Annotated in this window: 19 protein-coding genes; 3 read left to right on the plus strand and 16 right to left on the minus strand. The window is 41.9% G+C overall.

Going from position 1 to position 18,237, the window contains the following annotated elements; genetic code table 11:
- Nucleotide 1 precedes the first annotated feature (1 nt).
- Nucleotides 2-709: an ABC transporter ATP-binding protein gene (locus G5B12_RS01035; RefSeq protein WP_021976787.1), complete on the minus strand. Its 708-nt coding sequence runs from the start codon at nt 707-709 to the stop codon at nt 2-4.
- Between the two features lie 259 nt (nt 710-968).
- Nucleotides 969-2,363, minus strand: a complete 1,395-nt coding sequence (locus G5B12_RS01040) for an aminopeptidase (RefSeq protein ID WP_021976788.1) — start codon at nt 2,361-2,363, stop codon at nt 969-971.
- 199 nt (nt 2,364-2,562) lie between these two features.
- On the opposite strand from G5B12_RS01040, the gene G5B12_RS01045 reads away from it, so the two are divergent.
- Nucleotides 2,563-4,275 carry an ABC-ATPase domain-containing protein gene (locus G5B12_RS01045; RefSeq protein WP_174087587.1) on the plus strand — a complete coding sequence of 571 codons (1,713 nt, stop codon included), beginning with the start codon at nt 2,563-2,565 and terminating at the stop codon, nt 4,273-4,275.
- Nucleotides 4,276-4,672: 397 nt separating this feature from the next.
- Here the strand turns inward: G5B12_RS01045 and G5B12_RS01050 are convergent, their stop codons facing one another.
- The 4 genes from G5B12_RS01050 to G5B12_RS01065 form a co-directional block, all read right to left on the minus strand.
- Complete coding sequence (locus G5B12_RS01050; RefSeq protein WP_174087588.1) at nt 4,673-5,821, minus strand: tyrosine-type recombinase/integrase; 1,149 nt, start codon at nt 5,819-5,821, stop codon at nt 4,673-4,675.
- A 499-nt stretch (nt 5,822-6,320) separates the two neighbouring features.
- Nucleotides 6,321-6,617: a hypothetical protein gene (locus tag G5B12_RS01055; protein WP_174087589.1), complete on the minus strand. Its 297-nt coding sequence runs from the start codon at nt 6,615-6,617 to the stop codon at nt 6,321-6,323.
- Nucleotides 6,604-6,951, minus strand: a complete 348-nt coding sequence (locus G5B12_RS01060) for a hypothetical protein (protein WP_174087590.1) — start codon at nt 6,949-6,951, stop codon at nt 6,604-6,606. The genes G5B12_RS01055 and G5B12_RS01060 overlap by 14 nt, the downstream gene beginning before the upstream one ends.
- Nucleotides 6,952-7,180: 229 nt before the next feature.
- Nucleotides 7,181-7,504 (minus strand): hypothetical protein, encoded by a 324-nt coding sequence (locus tag G5B12_RS01065; RefSeq protein ID WP_118048735.1) that lies wholly within the window; start codon nt 7,502-7,504, stop codon nt 7,181-7,183.
- Between the two features lie 296 nt (nt 7,505-7,800).
- On the opposite strand from G5B12_RS01065, the gene G5B12_RS01070 reads away from it, so the two are divergent.
- The gene (locus tag G5B12_RS01070; protein WP_055066188.1) at nt 7,801-8,016 is read left to right on the plus strand and encodes a helix-turn-helix domain-containing protein; all 216 of its coding nucleotides are present in this window, start codon (nt 7,801-7,803) and stop codon (nt 8,014-8,016) included.
- Between the two features lie 4 nt (nt 8,017-8,020).
- Nucleotides 8,021-9,364, plus strand: coding sequence for a hypothetical protein (locus tag G5B12_RS01075; protein ID WP_174087591.1), 1,344 nt, complete (start codon nt 8,021-8,023; stop codon nt 9,362-9,364).
- A 332-nt stretch (nt 9,365-9,696) separates the two neighbouring features.
- Here the strand turns inward: G5B12_RS01075 and G5B12_RS01080 are convergent, their stop codons facing one another.
- From G5B12_RS01080 to G5B12_RS01125, 10 genes are all read right to left on the minus strand, one after another.
- On the minus strand, nt 9,697-10,350 hold the full coding sequence (locus G5B12_RS01080; protein ID WP_174087592.1) for a Rha family transcriptional regulator: 654 nt from the start codon (nt 10,348-10,350) through the stop codon (nt 9,697-9,699).
- A gap of 367 nt (nt 10,351-10,717) precedes the next feature.
- Nucleotides 10,718-11,002, minus strand: a complete 285-nt coding sequence (locus G5B12_RS01085; protein WP_174087593.1) for a hypothetical protein — start codon at nt 11,000-11,002, stop codon at nt 10,718-10,720.
- Between the two features lie 196 nt (nt 11,003-11,198).
- Nucleotides 11,199-11,681, minus strand: coding sequence for a hypothetical protein (locus G5B12_RS01090; protein ID WP_174087594.1), 483 nt, complete (start codon nt 11,679-11,681; stop codon nt 11,199-11,201).
- A gap of 212 nt (nt 11,682-11,893) precedes the next feature.
- Entirely contained in the window at nt 11,894-12,304 is a 411-nt protein-coding gene (locus tag G5B12_RS01095) for a hypothetical protein (protein ID WP_174087595.1), read from the minus strand.
- Between the two features lie 76 nt (nt 12,305-12,380).
- The gene (locus G5B12_RS01100) at nt 12,381-12,683 is read right to left on the minus strand and encodes a hypothetical protein (RefSeq protein WP_174087596.1); all 303 of its coding nucleotides are present in this window, start codon (nt 12,681-12,683) and stop codon (nt 12,381-12,383) included.
- Between the two features lie 54 nt (nt 12,684-12,737).
- Entirely contained in the window at nt 12,738-16,691 is a 3,954-nt protein-coding gene (locus tag G5B12_RS01105) for a hypothetical protein (RefSeq protein ID WP_174087597.1), read from the minus strand.
- A 105-nt stretch (nt 16,692-16,796) separates the two neighbouring features.
- Nucleotides 16,797-17,228, minus strand: a complete 432-nt coding sequence (locus G5B12_RS01110) for a hypothetical protein (RefSeq protein ID WP_174087598.1) — start codon at nt 17,226-17,228, stop codon at nt 16,797-16,799.
- On the minus strand, nt 17,228-17,491 hold the full coding sequence (locus G5B12_RS01115) for a hypothetical protein (protein WP_174087599.1): 264 nt from the start codon (nt 17,489-17,491) through the stop codon (nt 17,228-17,230). The genes G5B12_RS01110 and G5B12_RS01115 overlap by 1 nt, the downstream gene beginning before the upstream one ends.
- Nucleotides 17,492-17,717: 226 nt before the next feature.
- Nucleotides 17,718-17,966 carry a hypothetical protein gene (locus G5B12_RS01120; protein ID WP_118071021.1) on the minus strand — a complete coding sequence of 83 codons (249 nt, stop codon included), beginning with the start codon at nt 17,964-17,966 and terminating at the stop codon, nt 17,718-17,720.
- Between the two features lie 3 nt (nt 17,967-17,969).
- Nucleotides 17,970-18,212 (minus strand): hypothetical protein, encoded by a 243-nt coding sequence (locus tag G5B12_RS01125; RefSeq protein ID WP_174087600.1) that lies wholly within the window; start codon nt 18,210-18,212, stop codon nt 17,970-17,972.
- Nucleotides 18,213-18,237: the final 25 nt, after the last annotated feature.

The raw sequence follows: 18,237 nt of genomic DNA on the forward strand, positions 1-18,237 counted from the left end.
GTTAAGCCTCCTCGACGAATTCCTCATTAATCATATCTGATTCAATTTTTCCATCCATGATACGAACCACCCGTTTGGCCTGAGCCGCGATTCCATTATCATGGGTGATCAGGATCAACGTTTCTCCGGATCTGTGCATTCCCTTCAGAATCTCCATAATTTCCCTGCTGGATGCAGAATCCAGATTTCCGGTAGGTTCATCCGCCAGAATTACAGGGGGCTTGGCCGCAATCGCTCTTGCAATGGCCACACGCTGCTGCTGTCCGCCCGACATTTCGTTTGGCTTATGATCCATACGCTTCTCAAGTCCGACTTTTTTGAGGGATTCCACAGCAAGCTTTCTTCTTGTTTTCCGGTCGATCCCACGATAGATAAGAGGAAGCTCCACATTTTCTATTGCGGTAAGATTCGCGATCAGGTTAAAACCCTGAAAGATAAATCCGATCTCTTTATTTCGAACCACCGAGAGATCATTATCCTTCATTGTGGATACATCTGTTCCATTCAGATAATATTTCCCGGAGGTGGGGACATCCAGGCAGCCCAGCATGTTCATAAATGTAGATTTTCCGGAACCGGACTGTCCGATAATTGCCACAAATTCACCTTTATGTATTTCCAGATTCACATGATCCAGCGCCCGCACTTCATTTTCTCCGGGATTGTAAACTTTGCACAGATCCACTACCCGTACCAATGCTTCTTCCATAATTAAACTACTCCTTCTAAAGTAAACCAGTCTCAGGCAAGCTCTATCCACTGCTTATTGCTTTTCGCAACCCCGCAGGGGACTTACTTGATTTGGTTAAAAAATACAGAGCGAAGTCTGCAGGGGATACTGCTGTTTATCGGCGGAATGATCCGCACCCAAACAGCAGCAGGCAGACTGCTCTGTCCTTTCCGGGAAAACCCCGCTCATTGATCTGTAACGAAAAGATCACCGGAATGTCTTCAGAACTGACGCATTTTTATGCATCAAGTAAAAATGCCTTATACGCTTTATATGCCTCATACACGTCCGCCTTGCTGGTAACTTCCCACGGAGCATGCATACTCAGCACAGCCACGCCACTGTCAATGACTTCCATTCCGTAAAGCGCCGCAATATAAGCGATGGTTCCGCCGCCGCCAAAATCGACTTTTCCAAGCTCTGCTGTCTGAAAAGCGACATCATGATCATCAAAGATCCTGCGTACTCTCGCCACATACTCTGCATTGGCATCGTTGGAACCGGATTTTCCTCTTGCTCCGGTGAACTTGTTGAGAACAATACCGCGTCCCAGATATGCTGCGTTCTTTTTCTCAAAAGCCTCTGCATAGGCCGGATCATAACCTGCGCTCACGTCAGAAGAAAGCATGCTGGAATTACGAAGTGCGCGTCTCAGGGCAAGCTCGGAATAGCATCCCATTCCATCCAGAAGCTCTGCCACACTGTTCTCAAAAAATCTGGACTGCATACCTGTAGCACCAACGCTTCCAATCTCTTCCTTATCTACAAGGAGACAACAGCCGGTACGCTTCGGTGTCTCTTCCATCTCCAGCATTGCCGCAAGGGAAGTATAGGCGCATACGCGGTCATCCTGTCCGTATGCCGCGATCATACTGCGGTCAAGTCCACAGTCTCTGGCTTTTCCTGCCGGAACGATCTCCAGCTCTGCAGAAAGAAAATCTTCCTCTTCAATACCATATTTCTCATTCAGGATATTCAGAACATTCTGTTTCACAGCATCTTTTTTCTTATCATCCGGAAGATCCGCAAGAGGTCTGCTGCCGATCAGGATATCCAGATTCTCGCCCTCAATAACCTCAGCCGCCTTCTTCTGGAGCTGTTTTCCGGAAAGGTGGATCAGAAGATCAGTGATGTAAAGTACCGGATCTTCCTCATCCTCACCAATGCTGACCGCCACAACACTGCCGTCCTTCTTTGCAACAACACCATGCATGGCAAGTGGAAGTGTCACCCACTGATATTTCTTCACACCGCCATAATAATGAGTATCCAGATAAGCAAGGTCTGTATCCTCATACAGCGGATTCTGCTTCACATCCAGCCTCGGTGAGTCAATATGTGCACAGAGAATGCTCATGCCTCCGGAAAGTTCTTCATATCCTACATGAAACAGAGCAATAATCTTCTTCATTCCTACCGCATAAACCTTATCACCGGCTTTGATCTTCTCGCCTTTTTTGATCTTGGACTCAAGGGATTCGTATCCGGCAGCTTCTGCTTCCTTCACGATCTCTGCGACACATTCACGCTCTGTTTTTCCTTTATCCAGAAATTCTCTGTAGGCTTTCGCAAGCTTCTCCATTTCTGCCTCTTCTGCTTCCTTATAGGAGAGCCACGCATTTCTTCTTTCCATCTTCATGTTCCACCTTTCTTTATAATTTCTGACAGATACCGTTTCTCATCATATTATCTGCAATCTGTCTACTATTATAGGTCAAACACTTATGAATTTCCACCGCAATTGATGTTCTTTACAAAATCTTTATGATTCGTTATAGTAGTTCTTAAGAATTGGTCCTGTCTGACCTGGCCAGGGCAAAGGAGGAATCAACATGCAATCATCTGCTCAGTTAAAAGAGCTTCTTCACAGCATCAACCGCAAAAGCTATCCCGCATACAAGTCCCTGCGGGGTGCATACCAGTTTGACCGTTATATTTTATCCATTGACCACGTACAGGGAGATCCTTTTGCCTCTCCGTCTCATATCAGCGTGAAACTTTCCCACCGGGACACCAAATTTCCGGAAGAATATTATAAGGATTCCCTGACCCGCATCACGCTGGGGGATTTTCTGAACCGCCAGTTTGAACAGCAGGTAAATCATTATACCTTCCGTGCAAAAGGATCCGGAAAAAGCGGCCTGATCTCAGTCAGTCACTGTGGGCAGGAGGTTCTTGCACGTACCGCCTGCGAGATTACGGAAAAAGGCATCACTGCCCGTTTTTTCATTGGTTTCCCGGCCAATGGCAGAACCATCAACTCCCCCGAACTGGAAAAAATCCTCTTCGATTTTCTCCCGGTCTGCGTGCATAAAGCGTTCTTTTACCGGAACCTTGATGCCGACCGTCTGAAAGAAGCGATCGAGCTTGCCGAAGACCAGGAATATATCCGCCGGGAACTTGCGAAGCGTTCCCTGGCTGCCTTTGTAAACGATGGGGCCATCCTTCCCAGGGAAAGCGGCATCTCTTCCCGCCCGATGAAAAATTCCGTTCCCTTTGTTTCTCCGGAAAACCTGCGGATTTCCATGGATCTGCCCCACAGAGGAACCATCACAGGCATGGGCATTCCCTGCGGCATCACATTGATCGTAGGCGGCGGCTACCATGGCAAATCTACCTTGCTTAACGCACTGGAACTGGGTATTTACAACCATATTTCCGGTGATGGCCGTGAATACGTCATTACCGATTCCTCTGCCCAGAAGCTCCGCTCTGAGGATGGCCGTTTTATCAAAGACGTAGATATTTCTCTTTTTATCAACGATCTTCCAAACAAAAAAGACACCCTCTGCTTTTCTACAGAGGATGCCAGCGGCAGCACTTCCCAGGCTGCCGGGATCGTGGAAAGTATGGAAGCCGGAAGTAAAGTGTTTCTTCTTGACGAGGACACTTCTGCCACCAACTTTATGGTACGGGATTCCTTCATGCAGCGTGTGATCTGCAGGGAAAAAGAGCCCATCACTCCATTTCTGGAACGTGCACGGGATCTCTATGAAAAGGCAGGGATCTCCACCATTCTGGTTGCAGGAAGTTCCGGAGCATTTTTCCACATTGCGGATACTGTGATCCAGATGGATAATTATCATCCCGTGGATATCACAGAAATTACCGGAAAGCTCTGTCAGGAATATCCTCTCTCAGACGTTGAAACACCTGCGTTCCGTCTGACGGAAAGCCATCGCATCATGACCAGGTCCAAAGCGGCTCCATCCCGCCACAGCCGTCCCGGACAGCCGGAAAGACTGAAAACCAAAGTTCATGGCAAAGACGGCTTCTCTCTTGGAAAAACCGAAGTAGACCTCCGCTATGTGGAGCAGCTGATCGACTCCGAGCAGACAGCATCTCTGGCATTGCTTCTGAAGTATGCCTGTGAACATCTCATCGACGGAAAACGTACTCTGCCGGAGATCGTCACTTATCTGGATTCCCAGCTGAAAAAACAGGGATTATCATTCTTCTCGGAAGGAAGTTATATTTCATGTGGTTATGCCATGCCCCGGATCCAGGAGATCTATTCCTGTTTCAACCGTTACAGAAGACCGTAACTGCCCTCTGCATCCACACGACCAGTAATCTTAACAAAACAAAAAAACGTTGCCGGTTAACATTGGAAACTTTTATCTCCTCTGTCATCCGGCAACATTTTTCTGTAAATCAAAACCACCGTCCTGTCGGCTCTGTCTTGCCAACGGAACGGTGGTTTATCTTCATACATATTTTAGGGAAAGGAAAGAGTTTTTCTTAAGAGCTTCTGTTCTCTTAAGATGTTTATATCATACAGGATAAATGTGAGAGAAATTTGTACAATTTCTAATAAATTTATAAAATTTATTAAAAAATAGCAAAGAATGTTGATTTTACGGGATTCTTGGAATGCAGATTTTAGTTTTACCCCAATTATTACCCCAATCCGCTCATTTTATTCTAAAAAAGGAGCAGCAGTCATAAAACTGCCACCCCGATAAATCCATTCTCTATTTGCTGCATTTCCTGCTGTTTTGTGTTCGGAAGAACATGAGCATATAAGTCCGCAGTCATGGCCAAGCTGCTATGTCCTAAGATTTTCTGTAGCGTCTGCATGTTTCCGCCCTCTTCTATGTACCGTGTTGCGAAGGTATCTCTGAAAGCATGGTGCGTAAACCTCTCGATTTCTATACCCTGCTGTCGGAGCCGCTTTAAAACGTTATCTATAGCAGATGATACCGTGGATGATGCTATTGCCTTAGCTCCATTACTCCCGATAAAGATATTACTATCCATCTTTCTCGCATGGATTTCCCCGTAAACCATGGACATTTTGGTTTTCTGCATCTGCAAGATTTTTTTTATTGTGTCATTCATAGGAATATCGCGATTACTGGTATCTGATTTTGGCAAAGTCTCCTCAATACCGCCGCCCTCTTTCCAGCTCACGGTCTTGTTTACCCGGATCACATTGTTGATATAATCTATATCCTGCCACTTTAAAGCCGTGATCTCATTAAGTCTCATTCCCGTACACAAGGAAAAACAGAAAAACTCATATAACCATTCCGTCTTGGCTTCTTGCATAAACGCCTGCTGCTCTTCTCTGGTTAATGCTCTGTGAATAGTCTCACTCGCTTTTGGCCGGTCATCCTTCCTTAATGGTTTCACACTGGCAGTAGGGTTCTTCATAAGGATTTCATCATCAACAGCCGCGTTCAACACCGTTTTCAGCAGTACTATAACACCATTAGTCATGGATGCACTCAGCTTCTTTGATAAATCCTGCTGCAATTTCACCACTGCACGCTTTTCTATTTTCTGAACCTTAATTTTTCCCAGTACTGGTTTGATATGGTTATTGTACTTCGACCGGTTTATTTTAATGCTGCTGTCCTTGATCGTTCCTCTCCGGGACTTCTCCCATTCATCAAAATATGCGTCCAGTGTTATATTTTTGTTGGAATTATACAGACCTGCCTTAATTTCCTCACGGATCCTGAGTTCATTCTCCGCACATTCCTTTGTGCTACGACCATAGGCACTGTATCTCTTGCCCTCCACGGTAAAACGCTTTTCGAATAAACCATTTTCTTTTTTTCGCATTCCTGATGGTATTCTTGCCATTATATCACCTGTCTTTCTATTGGCAATAGGGCAGCAGTCCGCCGCCCCTGATTGTCTTATTTAATTCCCAGAAAGCTGCAAACAAATCTGAATATTGTATATAATTGGTCGTGATCCGCTTTCTCTAACATCTCTATGAGTTTCTTCTTGTAGTCCATGTTAATTTCCCCTGTTCTTTAATACTCTGGCAATGAATCTATAGAAGAATTCAAGCAGGCTATCATCATTTACCTTCTGTAATATCTCAATAGTTTCTTTCTTGTAATCCATATTAGTACCCCCACTGCTTCTTAAATGAGACAATTACGTTATACAAAAATTTCAGAAATTTCTCGCTCTGGATTTCATTCAAGAGATTTCCAATTTCTTTTTTATAATCCATGCTATACCTCCGTACCACTATCCTATCAGCGTTTTCATGAATACATAGATTGACCTTAGCCAATAAATGTTATCTATCTTCTCCAGCATCTCAATTATCTGCTTTTTGTAGTCCATGTTATGCCTCCGCCACTTTTGCATTGTCCTTTATTCGCTTTACCATCAAATAATTTGCAAGGTCATGTACCCTCTTGAGGTCTTCCGGATCATTCATCATTAAAGCATCTGTAATCAGCCAGAAACGCTCCTGATCTTCCTCTGATAATTCCATAAATGCTTCATTGCCGGAACAAGCTATCCGAAAGAGTTCTGCCAGCTCATAGGTATGCTGTAATGATCTTCTATCTTTGTTAGCCTGGACAACGTCCATAATTGCCTTTCTGCAAGGAACCTGAGTTAAATTACATTTCTCCATTGTTTTCTGCCTCCTGTTCCTTTTTAATCTGCTGGTTATAACATCCTCTAACAAATCCAAAAGCTAAATCTAATAGTTCTACATCATCCATCTTTAACACCATACTAATAATATCTGACTGCCTGGACAATGCTCGAACCTGCTCACGACACATATTCCAACTTTCTTCCCACTCTTTCGCTTCTTCCTTTGCTTCCTCCAGCTGTTTCTTGAGATCTGCGATAATCTCTGTTGCAAGAGCTGTGCTTACTTCTTCTGTCTCCTGTGCCGGAACACCTGTGGCCTGCATCACTTCTGTTTCTTCTGATATTCTTAATGTTTTTTCTTTGCTCATGCTTCATTCTCCTCTCGTTCTAATTCGTGTACATAATCACATACTTTAGCAGATATAAATCCACTCAAAAAAATTACAAGAACGTCCATTACTGATATCATACTTTCGTTCCTTTCTTTTGTTGTCTGAGGGGAATGAGTATGTTATAATACGCACAGCCCCTCAATTTTGCTGAATGTCGGGTTACTTTGCCTTTATCAGAGTTGCCGCTCTGGTAAGGGCTTTTTTATTAAATTGCTTCTACCTGAGACTTTCCAAAGAAACTGGCTTTGTATGTTGCCCCATCTCCTCTGCTTCCCCAGATCAAAGAACATCCGAATAATGCTGATGCTCCATGCTTTACCTTATAACCAAGCTCTTTCCACTTAGCAAAGGTATTGGTTTCCTCTGTGATTCCTGCTGCATGTTTCGCATCTTCGATTCTCTTTGCATTGATTTCTTCTGCCTTTGCAGATAACCATGCTCTGTGAAGTGCTTCTGCAAAGCTGATATTCTTTGTCTTGCGGTAAACTTTCCATGCTTTCAACATGATCTTGCTGAGATTGTACTTCATATTGCTGTCCTCCTTTGCTTTTCAAGGTCCCTCAGCCCTTCAAGCATCTTCCTGACTATTGATATGCCCTATTGCGATTCTCACAGGTATATGGCTTGAAGTATTGGGGGCTTTCGGCTTTCCCGGCTGTTGTCTGTTCCCTTGAGCTGATTATAGTATAAATATTTCTGTTTATAATGTCAATAGTTTTGTTTAAATAATTTTATTTCTTTTTTCCACTTTAATGTTGTCTTTTTAAATATTATCGTTTATAATTTATTTATATATTAAACATCAAATATTAGAGGTGAATTATTATGGCAGTTTCAGAACAGGTCAAAATATTATGTGTCAAACTCGGTATAAGTGTATCTGAGCTTGCTCGCTTATATGGTTCAAGTCCTCAAGCATTTAACCAAAAATTAAAGCGAGAGGGATTTACTCCAGCAGAACTCAAAAAAGTAGCAGAAGCAGCAGGATGTATCTATCAAAGTTCGTTTATTCTTCCTAACGGGGATAAAGTAACCGATTAATAATATGAAATACTCTCATACTCAAATTATAAAAACTAATTTCCCATTATGGGGCATTCCGCATACTGATCCTATTTATATTCTGGTTCCGTCTTCTATAGTAAATTCCGGAAAATCAGTCGATTACTATAACAATTCTGTTAATTTTTCAGAGATAGATAAAGATATCAGGCGCGGATTATACCAAATAGTAACGCCGATTCCTGATACAAATACCAAACAAATTTTCGAATCGTATATATTAGGATTAAAGAGTCTTCTTGAAAATTGTAATTATCAAGTTTTTAACGTTTGGGACTATGGATTGTTATATATTATTGAAAATACATTAATCCTTTATATTTCTATAAATATCGAATTTACTAATTCACTTGTTGTTGAAGAAATATTCGATGCTGGACATTATGATTTCGGAATAAAAAAATACACTCGCACAATCCCCTTGTGCTCTTACTGGGGATTTAATGGTATTTTGGGCTATTCAAATCCATATCACATAAGTAAGTATGAACTAATTAATACTGCGTTTCCTAATCTACAAATAAATGATTTATACAACAAATGGGAGGGAATTCCGTATTCTTATGCACTATTCGATCTTAAAGAAGGGCCTTATCATGGGATTGCAATTTGTCATACCAATGCGAAACAAACTTTAAAAAAAATATATGACATTGGTTCAGATCTCTTGTTTGCCTGCGTTACATGTTCTAACCCAAAACACTTCAACACCTGGGCAGGATTAAAGTATTTATTTACTTTTAATTCCGATATGCATACTGTTTTAACCAGTCGTTTGAATGGTACTTTTGATACTTCATGGAGAAAGAAAAATTTAGGAAATGGAAAACTCGGTATCGAAGAAAAAGGAATGTCATTTTGCTGGCTCACTGTATACATGAAATCTTATAATGATGTAGAATTATTAAAATCCATTGAAAAGGGAATGTATGCAGATATTGATTTACATGAATATTCAATTCCAGAAAATAAATGGAAATCAGAGCAACTTATGTTTCAATTAATAACCCAAATGTTTCCTAAAAAGCCTGTTTACTATCAATATCGTGCCGATTTCTTAAAACAAGGGAATAGTCAATTGAGTTATGACGTTTTTATTCCAAGTCTTCATCTAGCTTTTGAATATCAGGGAAAACAACATTTTGAACCTGTTGATTTTTTCGGCGGAAAAGATAGCTTTGAAAAGCAACAATGGCGCGACAAGCAAAAGCTCAAACTCAGCATTGAAAATCATATAACTCTTGTATACATCAATTATTGGGATGACTTAAACGTTCAATTAATACAGCAAAGAATTAAGGAAGCCCAGAATAGAAATCAAATATAGTATATTTATCCAGGCAGCCAGTAGAGCGGCTGTGGTTTCCTGATCCTGAGCCTTGACAGGAGGGAATGCTTATGAGCGATTATGAGATTTTTATGATCATTCTGACAACAGCCAGCTTAATTGTATCTATCCTTACATACACACATAAGAAATAGCCGCCCTGCTCTCTGGTAAAGAATAGGCGGCTACGTCTTAAACATATATCTTGCCAGGACGGGGAACCTTAACTTCCCTTACTGGCTGTCTTGATAAGTATATTATATGCCAGCTTCCGGGATTTGTCAATTTCCCGTTGCAAATCACCCATATCTCTTACTATCCCTATTTTCTTCTTATACCGCTTCGAGGTATGCCAAATCTTTCACCGCTTCAAGTCGTTTCTTGCAATCCCTGTATATCTCCTGATAATGTTTCCCTCGCATAATTCCCAGATCAACCTCATGCAAAATGATATTTTCCATTAAAGACAGGTTATTAAGCTGCATCATCGTAGTTTCGTCCCTTTTATTGATTCCTGCCATTTTATTTGCCAGCCTGGAATAAGTCATATAAAGCATTTCTGCATGGCTGCTGCCCTGTCCCTTTGCATACTCAACAAGTTTCTGGATTGTATCCGTCTCTGCCTTTCTGGTAAGCTTTCCGGCTTTTCGGGTTTCAATCCACATTTGAGTAGATTTTTCACGAATAAAATTTTCCATCTGGTTGAATGCCCGGATATACTGCAATTTCCATTCAAGAGCCTCTTTTCCAGTAAAACCCATTGCTAAAAGAGAAAAGCCATCACGATTCATATAAAATTTTCTATATGATTGCCCGTTACCGGATTTGTAAGAAGAAATCTTAAACATTATTTTCACAGCTGAATTTTCAGCAATGAGATTATCAATACTCTGCAAAACATTTTTATGTTCTTTTCCAAACTTCTCAGCTACCTGCAAGCTGTCACATACTGCTTCATCGTTCTTTAAATACACAAGTTCGTTCATACTGCACGCCTTTCTTTAGCTATATCCAAAAATACCATCTTATTCCATCAATTTATTAATTTCTCACCGCTTCCTCACCGCTTCGATCAAATATATCGACTGTTAATCGACAGTTCAAGCACTCCCTGTTCTCGCCGTTTTACTTCCGTTTCTCACGGCTTCGATTGGAGCAACACTGAAAAATCAGCAATAACGCCTGACCGTATTTCTCATAATAGATTCTTTATTGAACCGCAGGTTCGGCAGCAGGATTATTATTAACTGCCAGCATCATCGCTTCTACTGTTTTATCGGCTCATTTAGCCTTTATATTTGCTCTCCCTTACAACTTTACCTCAAACACTCTGCAAGCGTTTCTTGCCCTGTTTTATCCTTGTGTTACTGTATTTTCAGACCTGTTCTGTCTCAGTCGCTCTCCCATCTGCTGCCGCTGTTCCTCTGTGTACTGCCTTGGTGGAGAAATCCGGAGCCAGGATACTGGAACATGAGCACAAATGCTTCCGTCCTCGTTATCCGCAATAATCTGACAATCTTCTGGGTGCTTCTCTGCTAGCTTACGGATCACAGACTTATACCGACCCTGTGAGAATGATAAGGTTGCTCTGGTATCATTGGTCATAAACTCAATTACATTTTCGTTACAGCCATCCATAAAAATCTCCTTTTTGTTTTGTTCGATAATATTTACAGTCTTATTTTTCGGGGTTCGCTCAGGCTTCGTTCTAACGCATTTTACTCTTTTAGGGGCTCCGAAATCTCCGAATATTTTCGCGCGCGTTATCGTGTTACAAAATTCCTTTGCGTGCGTAATCGTGTCAACGAATTCCCATACTCCCGTCATTTTTTGTCTAAAAATCCATCAATTTGTAATCATCTTTAATATCATCAGGCAATCCCTTAAAAAGGAAATTCTGAGGCATTCTTCGCAATGTTCCAATAATTTCAAATCGCTGTTCACTCTCCAACATGGCTGTTATTTCTGGACATTCTTCAACATTCTTTGTATACCATGACTTCTGTTGTGGCGGAGAATACCGGGGATCATCACGCACATACAGGAACAGCCACTCTATACACAGGCTCATTGTAAATTGAACATGCAACCCACATTCGTAATAATATTGAGCTATCATTAATGCATCATGAAGTGTAGTTGTTATCCGCTCTGGCTTCTGGTAAGTTCCCTCTGGATAATATTTCACGATACATTCATCTTTCGTAAAACTCCATGGAGCAATGTACACAAACGGAGCATGATCCGCCTGCACTTTCATTACCATCTGAGCTCTTTGGTATAAAGCATCAAGCCTTTTAATCAACGGACTTCCCATAATTCACCACCACCTTTAAATATGCAAATCCTTTGCCTGTTTCTTCGTACCATTATGGCCCTGTGATTTCTTTCTGGCATTTTCCCTTTTGCAAGCCCTCAACCACTGATGCAGCTCCGGCACACTCGTAGCTCTTATCGTTACACGCTTATTTCTTCTCGGCATTTAATGCTCCTTTCTATCAGATTAAACCCGTCCGATTCATAAATCTATCATTTACTCCTCTTCTGTGATTTCTGTTCCTGTTCTACTCGTGACATCAATTCTTCCATAGCTTCCAGGCGTTCAATCATATCTACATTCTTTGTCCACTGAGAGCACTGTGACAATGCCGCATTAGCTGCGTTTACTCTGATCTGCGCCGGTACTTCCGTATCAATAGCCGTATTGACCAGCACTGCTGCACATTCTCCCAGTTTTCCTTGCAGGTATGCAATTGCTCCCGTTACAGCTTCATTTCTCGCCTCGGAATACTTACGTTGAAAACTGTCTGTGTGAATTACAGTATAGATTGTAGGTCTGGGAATCTTCGTCTTTTTAGATATCTCACTTATATTCGGGCATGTTAAAAACGCCTGCACCAAGATGTCCTCGCGTGCCTCTGCTGATATGCCTCTTGCCATAATAATCACCCCTAACTAATCAATGATATTTCAAATACATAAAAACAGACGGTTTTGACAGGTTCTACTCTAACCTTTAAAACGGATATCTATTACATATCTGTAATGCCGCCCGGAACACAGCCAACGTTTTCTTCCGGTACGCATAAAAATCTTTACGATCAAGCGCAACAAACTTCTTTTTATTCATCTTGTCATAGCTCATTCCAATTACGATACAGCAGTATAGTTCGTCAACAATGTTCGGATACACCTCCGCTGCACACTGCAACAGCAATATCTTGTCCCGCATCTCAAGATTCTTGCAAAATTCACCCAATCTCTTATCTTCATCTTCTGAAAATCCATAATCCTCATAAGTTGCTTCTCTTGTAAGCATTGAATTCCTCCCTGTATTTCCCCTGCCACACTTTCTGCATGACAGGGAATTATTCTATGCCATCTCAAACGGGTTTCTACCGCTTGTATCTCGTCTCATCTGTGCTTCTTTCATCATCTCGTCAAACAGGGTTCTGCGATTGATCTGAGCTGTAAATCTGTAGTTTCCACCGCCTGCCTGCCGTCCTGCTGTTTCTTCTCGGACGATCTTTCTGAGCAGAGCTTCTGGCGTCTCGATGTTGTTACCCTGTTTCTGGTCGCCAAGAACTGCAAGAAACTCACTTCGAGGCGGAATGACCGCACCTTTTGCCAGATATGGAACTGTATTGACTCTTGGTAAATTCATTGAATATTTACCCCATCTCCGCTTCCCATCAGGGGTTGTAACATCGTAAGAAAATGTAAATGCATTCTCAATACCGGAAAGAGAAGAATTAACATTGCTGATCGTGCTGTTAACCTTATTAACTACTTCATTCAGAATCCCTGCGATTCCTGTTACTGCCCCGGAAATCCCATTAATCAGATTATTGCTCATCTCATTTCCAATCGTATTCATATTTCTGGCAAGTCCGTTTAAACTATCCTTTGTACTACGCACCATCTGAGTTATCAACTGGCCAATTCTCTCGCAAGCCTTTTCCCATTTCTTAGTCATTGTGTTATACTGACCTGAAAAATGACTCTCCACAGTCTTCTGCATCTCGCCAAGCTTTAAATTGGCAGTCTGCTTCATTTTATCCAGATTTTTCTTTACTTCTGATGCCGAATTCCCCCAGTTTGTCACTGTGGTTGTATTCACACCTCCAGAAGCATCCTCTGCTGCTTTCTTTACTCCTGCAAGATTAGTCTCCGCATCCGTTTTCATTTTTCCAGTTGAACTACTTACTGTCTTCTGAGCCTCAACAATACTAGAATCAACACTGCTTTTTGTCGCCTGAGCTGCGGAAGGAAACTCCTGTGCCAGTTTTTTATTCAGCTCATCCAATGGGACTCCTGCTTCTTTCAGGACATTATAGACAATATTAAAAGCATCCTGCGCATTGGCCGCTGATCCGCTTGTATTATTAAATACTTCTAAAACACCTCTGTATGTTCCTGCATACTCACTAGAAGATACACTGAGATCATATAGTACACTTCTGATTCCTTTTATTGATTCTTTCACAGTTATTGAAGATGTATCTATTGTGGAAGAGCTTTCAGAAAAGCCTTTTCCCAGAGCTTGTACCTTACCTGTCATTTCTTCAACAAATGCACTTGACACTCCGGCTTGCGCTCCATATTGCTCAAGGATCTGCGTTGCTTTCTCAGCCGATACGCCATATTCACCCAATTTCTGAACCATGCTGTCATACATCTCACTGTTTGACTTACCGGCAGTCTCATCTGCTTCTACTAAAGCCCACAGTTCTTCTACCTGTTTGTTTGTAATTGCATGAGCTTCGCCCATCTTGCCAGCATAATCATGTAAGTATCCACCTGTCTGAGTTAAAATTCCGTTTCCGCCCTGCGCAGTTTCTACTAACTCAGCAATTTTCTTCGTAAGCATAACCGTTCCGGCAGTGACCAGTGTAATTGCACCGGCAGTCCCAACTAAAGAGCCCAAAGAAGATGCAAATGTAGCAATGCCGGATGTAGATCCAGCAAGCGCACCATTGGTCAGATTAGAAATATTTCCCGCTAATGTCTGTACTGATTCCTCTGTAATCAGCTTCTTTCCAATAGTGGTAACAAGAAATTTTACCAGGCTTCCAATGCCCGTTATATCCGCAATCTTTACCGCGATAAACGCCTTACACAAAAAAGCGGCTATTTTCCCTGCGGTTCCGCTTGCCTCCAAACCATCGAACAAACCACCCAGTGTCCGGGTAATCGCAGTTATTACCTGTTTCAGATGCTTCACCCAGTTGATCTGTCCCAACATCTCACCAATTCCCTGACCAAAAGCCTCCCAGTCTGTTTTTTCTGCCATATTGACCAGCGACCCGCATAGGTTATCCAAGAAATTTTCCAGTTTGCGCCCATTATTCTTCCAATCGAACTCTGAAATAAAAGTATTAATTCCTCCAGCAATGTTATTTACCAGACCTGTCCAGTCAAATCGCCGGGTAAAGCTGTACAATGTGGTAAATGCTCCATTCAGGCCAGTTGCTAGCGTATCCGCTATCTCACGGAAAGAAATTCTTGAACAGATTCCATTAAGACCATCCGCTATCGCTTTTCCGATTTGTGAAAATGGCAGATTATGTACCATTCCATTAAAGATATCCCAGGTAATCATAAACCGGTTTGCTATGAGCTGCCCCAGATTATTCCAGTTGACTTCTTTTACTAGTCCGGTAATTCCTTCTGCGAATTTCTTTCCCAGATTTTTCCAGTCTATTCCGGTTATCAACAGATTTAAGGTATTAACAACCGTATTAATTCCCGCACCAACGGTCCTTCCTAATAATTTCCAGTCTACATTATCAACCAGGCTGTTAAATGTTCGGGTAAAAGCATCACAGAATTTTGTTATCTTTGGACCGACCTTTTTCCAGCTGATTGCTTCATAGACTTTTTTAAGCCCCTTATTTATTCCACTGGCAATATATTTCCCAAGGTCTTCCCAGTCTTCCGATTTGATTAATTTCTTAATCTTATCCGCAATTCCTTTGATCGAATTAGCAACAGGAACCTTCTTAAACATCTGTGCCGGTGTAGGTACTGTATACCCTCCGGTATCTCCTATGCCATTTCCATCTGCTGCCGAATCATCATTTTTATTTGATGTATACCGTTGGATCTCATCAAGAGTAGAAAGATATCCTTCTGTTTCTTTATTGGCCTTCTTGGTATTTTTAGCCGCCTGGTTTGTATTTTTTGAAGTCTTTTCCAGTCCTGCCGCATAATCTTCCTGCACTCCAACGGCTTTTACAAAAGTATCCTGTCCGGTTAATGCTGCTGCAAACATTCCCACATAAGTAATTGCACGTGATATCATATCAATAAATCTTGACATGATCGGAGCTACCACCGTGAGGACAGGTGCAAATGCTGTAGCAAACGAGTTCTTCAGCCTCGTCATGCTGGACATCAAAGACGATATTGCCGAATTGGTACTGTTAGAATACTGTGCCAGATTTTCAAATCCACTTTTTACACCATCACTGACAGCGCTTATCGCCCGGGATACCCCTGAAAACAACAACGACATTCCCAGCATCCGGGAAAGGCTCATTCTCGACCGGTCCGTCTGCTTGTTCAGATTGAACATGTTTTCTACAGCCTTTTTCATCGCTGAAACCATGCTCTTGATAGCAGAACCAGCACTTCTTAATGCGGAACCCATATTCTTCACAACCACACCTACACGGGCAGCAGCTTTCTGCAAATTCTGCATTACCTGCACAAGTCGGCTATTTTTCTGCCGGTATTCCGCAACCTTATTCTTCAGTTTATTGTATGAAGAGTACAGCCTTCCATTTATGTGCTCCAGCTTCTGTGATTCCGCATTGTACTTCTCAGCTGTCCCCTTATACGCATCTGTAGATTTAGGATTTACGTAAGCCCTTCCGGATGCCTGCATCTCTTTCTGTTTCCGCTGTAACCTGTCAATATCCGCCCAGATGTCGTCCATCTGTTCGTCAAGTTTCTTCAGCGGCGCAGAATTTATTGAAAATCCCATATCCAGCCATTCACGCTGTTTTGTCTCAACCTTTTCAAACTCATCTTCCAGAGCTTTTATATCGTCTTTGAGCTTTTTATATTCTTCTGTCTCAATTCTAACCTTGCTCAGTTCTTCGAGCTTTGATTTTAGCTCTGATACTTTACGTTCCTGCTTCTCGTAGTTCTGATACAGGTCCGTTATCGCTGTTATCTGCCTCTGAAAAGAACTTTTTGCTGAATCGCCCATCTTCGATACCTGCGCGGATATCCTGGCCATTCCAGCCTTTACAGCGTTCATTCCTTTCGACACACCGCCGGTATCTATCCTGGTATCAATGATAATTGAACCATCTGCCATGTTATATCTGCCTCCAAACTATTTGAGGTTCGGGCACTGAATCCTGTTTCCAATGCCGTTATATACTCAGGACCATCCCGTTACCAGGACAGCCCTGTTATGTAGCTACGCTTCGGCTACTTCTTTCTTTGCGTATTTGTCAGTATACTTTTTTATCCTTTTCTGCTGCGCCTTTTCCCTTGCATCCAGCTCTTTTTCGATGATTCCACCAATTACAGTGATAATCTGCTCTGCAAAGGTCTCTCCGCTTTCCAGGACTGTAAACGGACTGGTAATCTTGAAGAAGCTCTCTGATACAGGAGCACCAAACAACAGATCAATCTTCTCCCCGGCTTCCTTTTCCAGATCTGGAAGAATTTCCTCGAAGTCTTTGTCCTTGATTTTGTCATTGATTCCAGTAAAAAACGCTGCTGCCTCTTTATACCTCTTTAAAATACCTGCATCTGAAGGAATAAATCTGAACACGCCCAGATCATTTCCGTCTTGATCAGTAATCTGGTATGTCTTCGCACCGGTCTGAACTACTACTTTCTCCATTAATCCTCATCCTCGCTTTCCTGCTCTTCTGCTTTCAGCTGTTTTTCCAGCTCGTTAAGCTCCCTAATCCCATCCATGCATTCTGTGACCTTATCTGCTGTAGCTTTCATGGAATTACGTACCTCATCACTTTGAACGAAATCCGCATAAAGCTCTCCGATATGTCCAGCCGCATTAGCCAGAGAACTAAATACCCCCTTCTGCAACCTCATTCTTTCCGTGTATAAACGTCTCCGATCTGAAATCTGTTTCTTTCTTCCCATGTCACTTACCTCCATTCTGTCTGTCATAAATCGCTGCCAGCTCACACACAATCACAAATAACAAAAGACCAATAACTACCACCAAAATCACCTCCGCAATAATGAAATATTACCTGTTATATATATTTTACCATCAAACCTGACCACAGTTGTGGTACATGTTTACCACAGTTTGCACCATTTTCCATATCGTGATATGATCTTTAACGGCAATAATCCCATATTATTACTTTTTTATACTGGCAACCGGATTATTTCTTTTGGCTTTGTTTTCCAGATCTTTTGCTACTGCTAAAAGAAGGTCCTCACACAACCGGGAATGATGATGATTCTTCCGTAATACTTCTATCTCTTTCACCACTCCCTGCCAGTATACATCGTCTTCAGGTCTGCCCGGAGGATACAGCTTTTTGTATAACCTCCAGCAGTCCGTGAAGATGTCATATATCTGCTTTAATTCTTCTTTATCATTCACTGGTTACTCCTCCGGCATGATGTATATTTTTTCTCTATTTTCGTTCTTCTTAAACATTTCCTCTGTAACCTCCTTTGCACGCTCCTCATTTTTATATGTACCCAAAACCTTAAAAGCCTTCGACAGAAATCCACCATAAATGATTGCTGCTCTTGATGAAGGTTCGTTATACAACTCCAGTAATATTGTTATTTTTTTAGAATTGAACTCAACAACCTCACACAAATTCTGAGTTAAAATTTTCATGTTCATTATCCTTTCCGGCGGTAAG

It is taken from the genome of Blautia sp. MSK.20.85, from assembly GCF_013317245.1.
Lineage (GTDB): Bacteria > Bacillota > Clostridia > Lachnospirales > Lachnospiraceae > Blautia_A.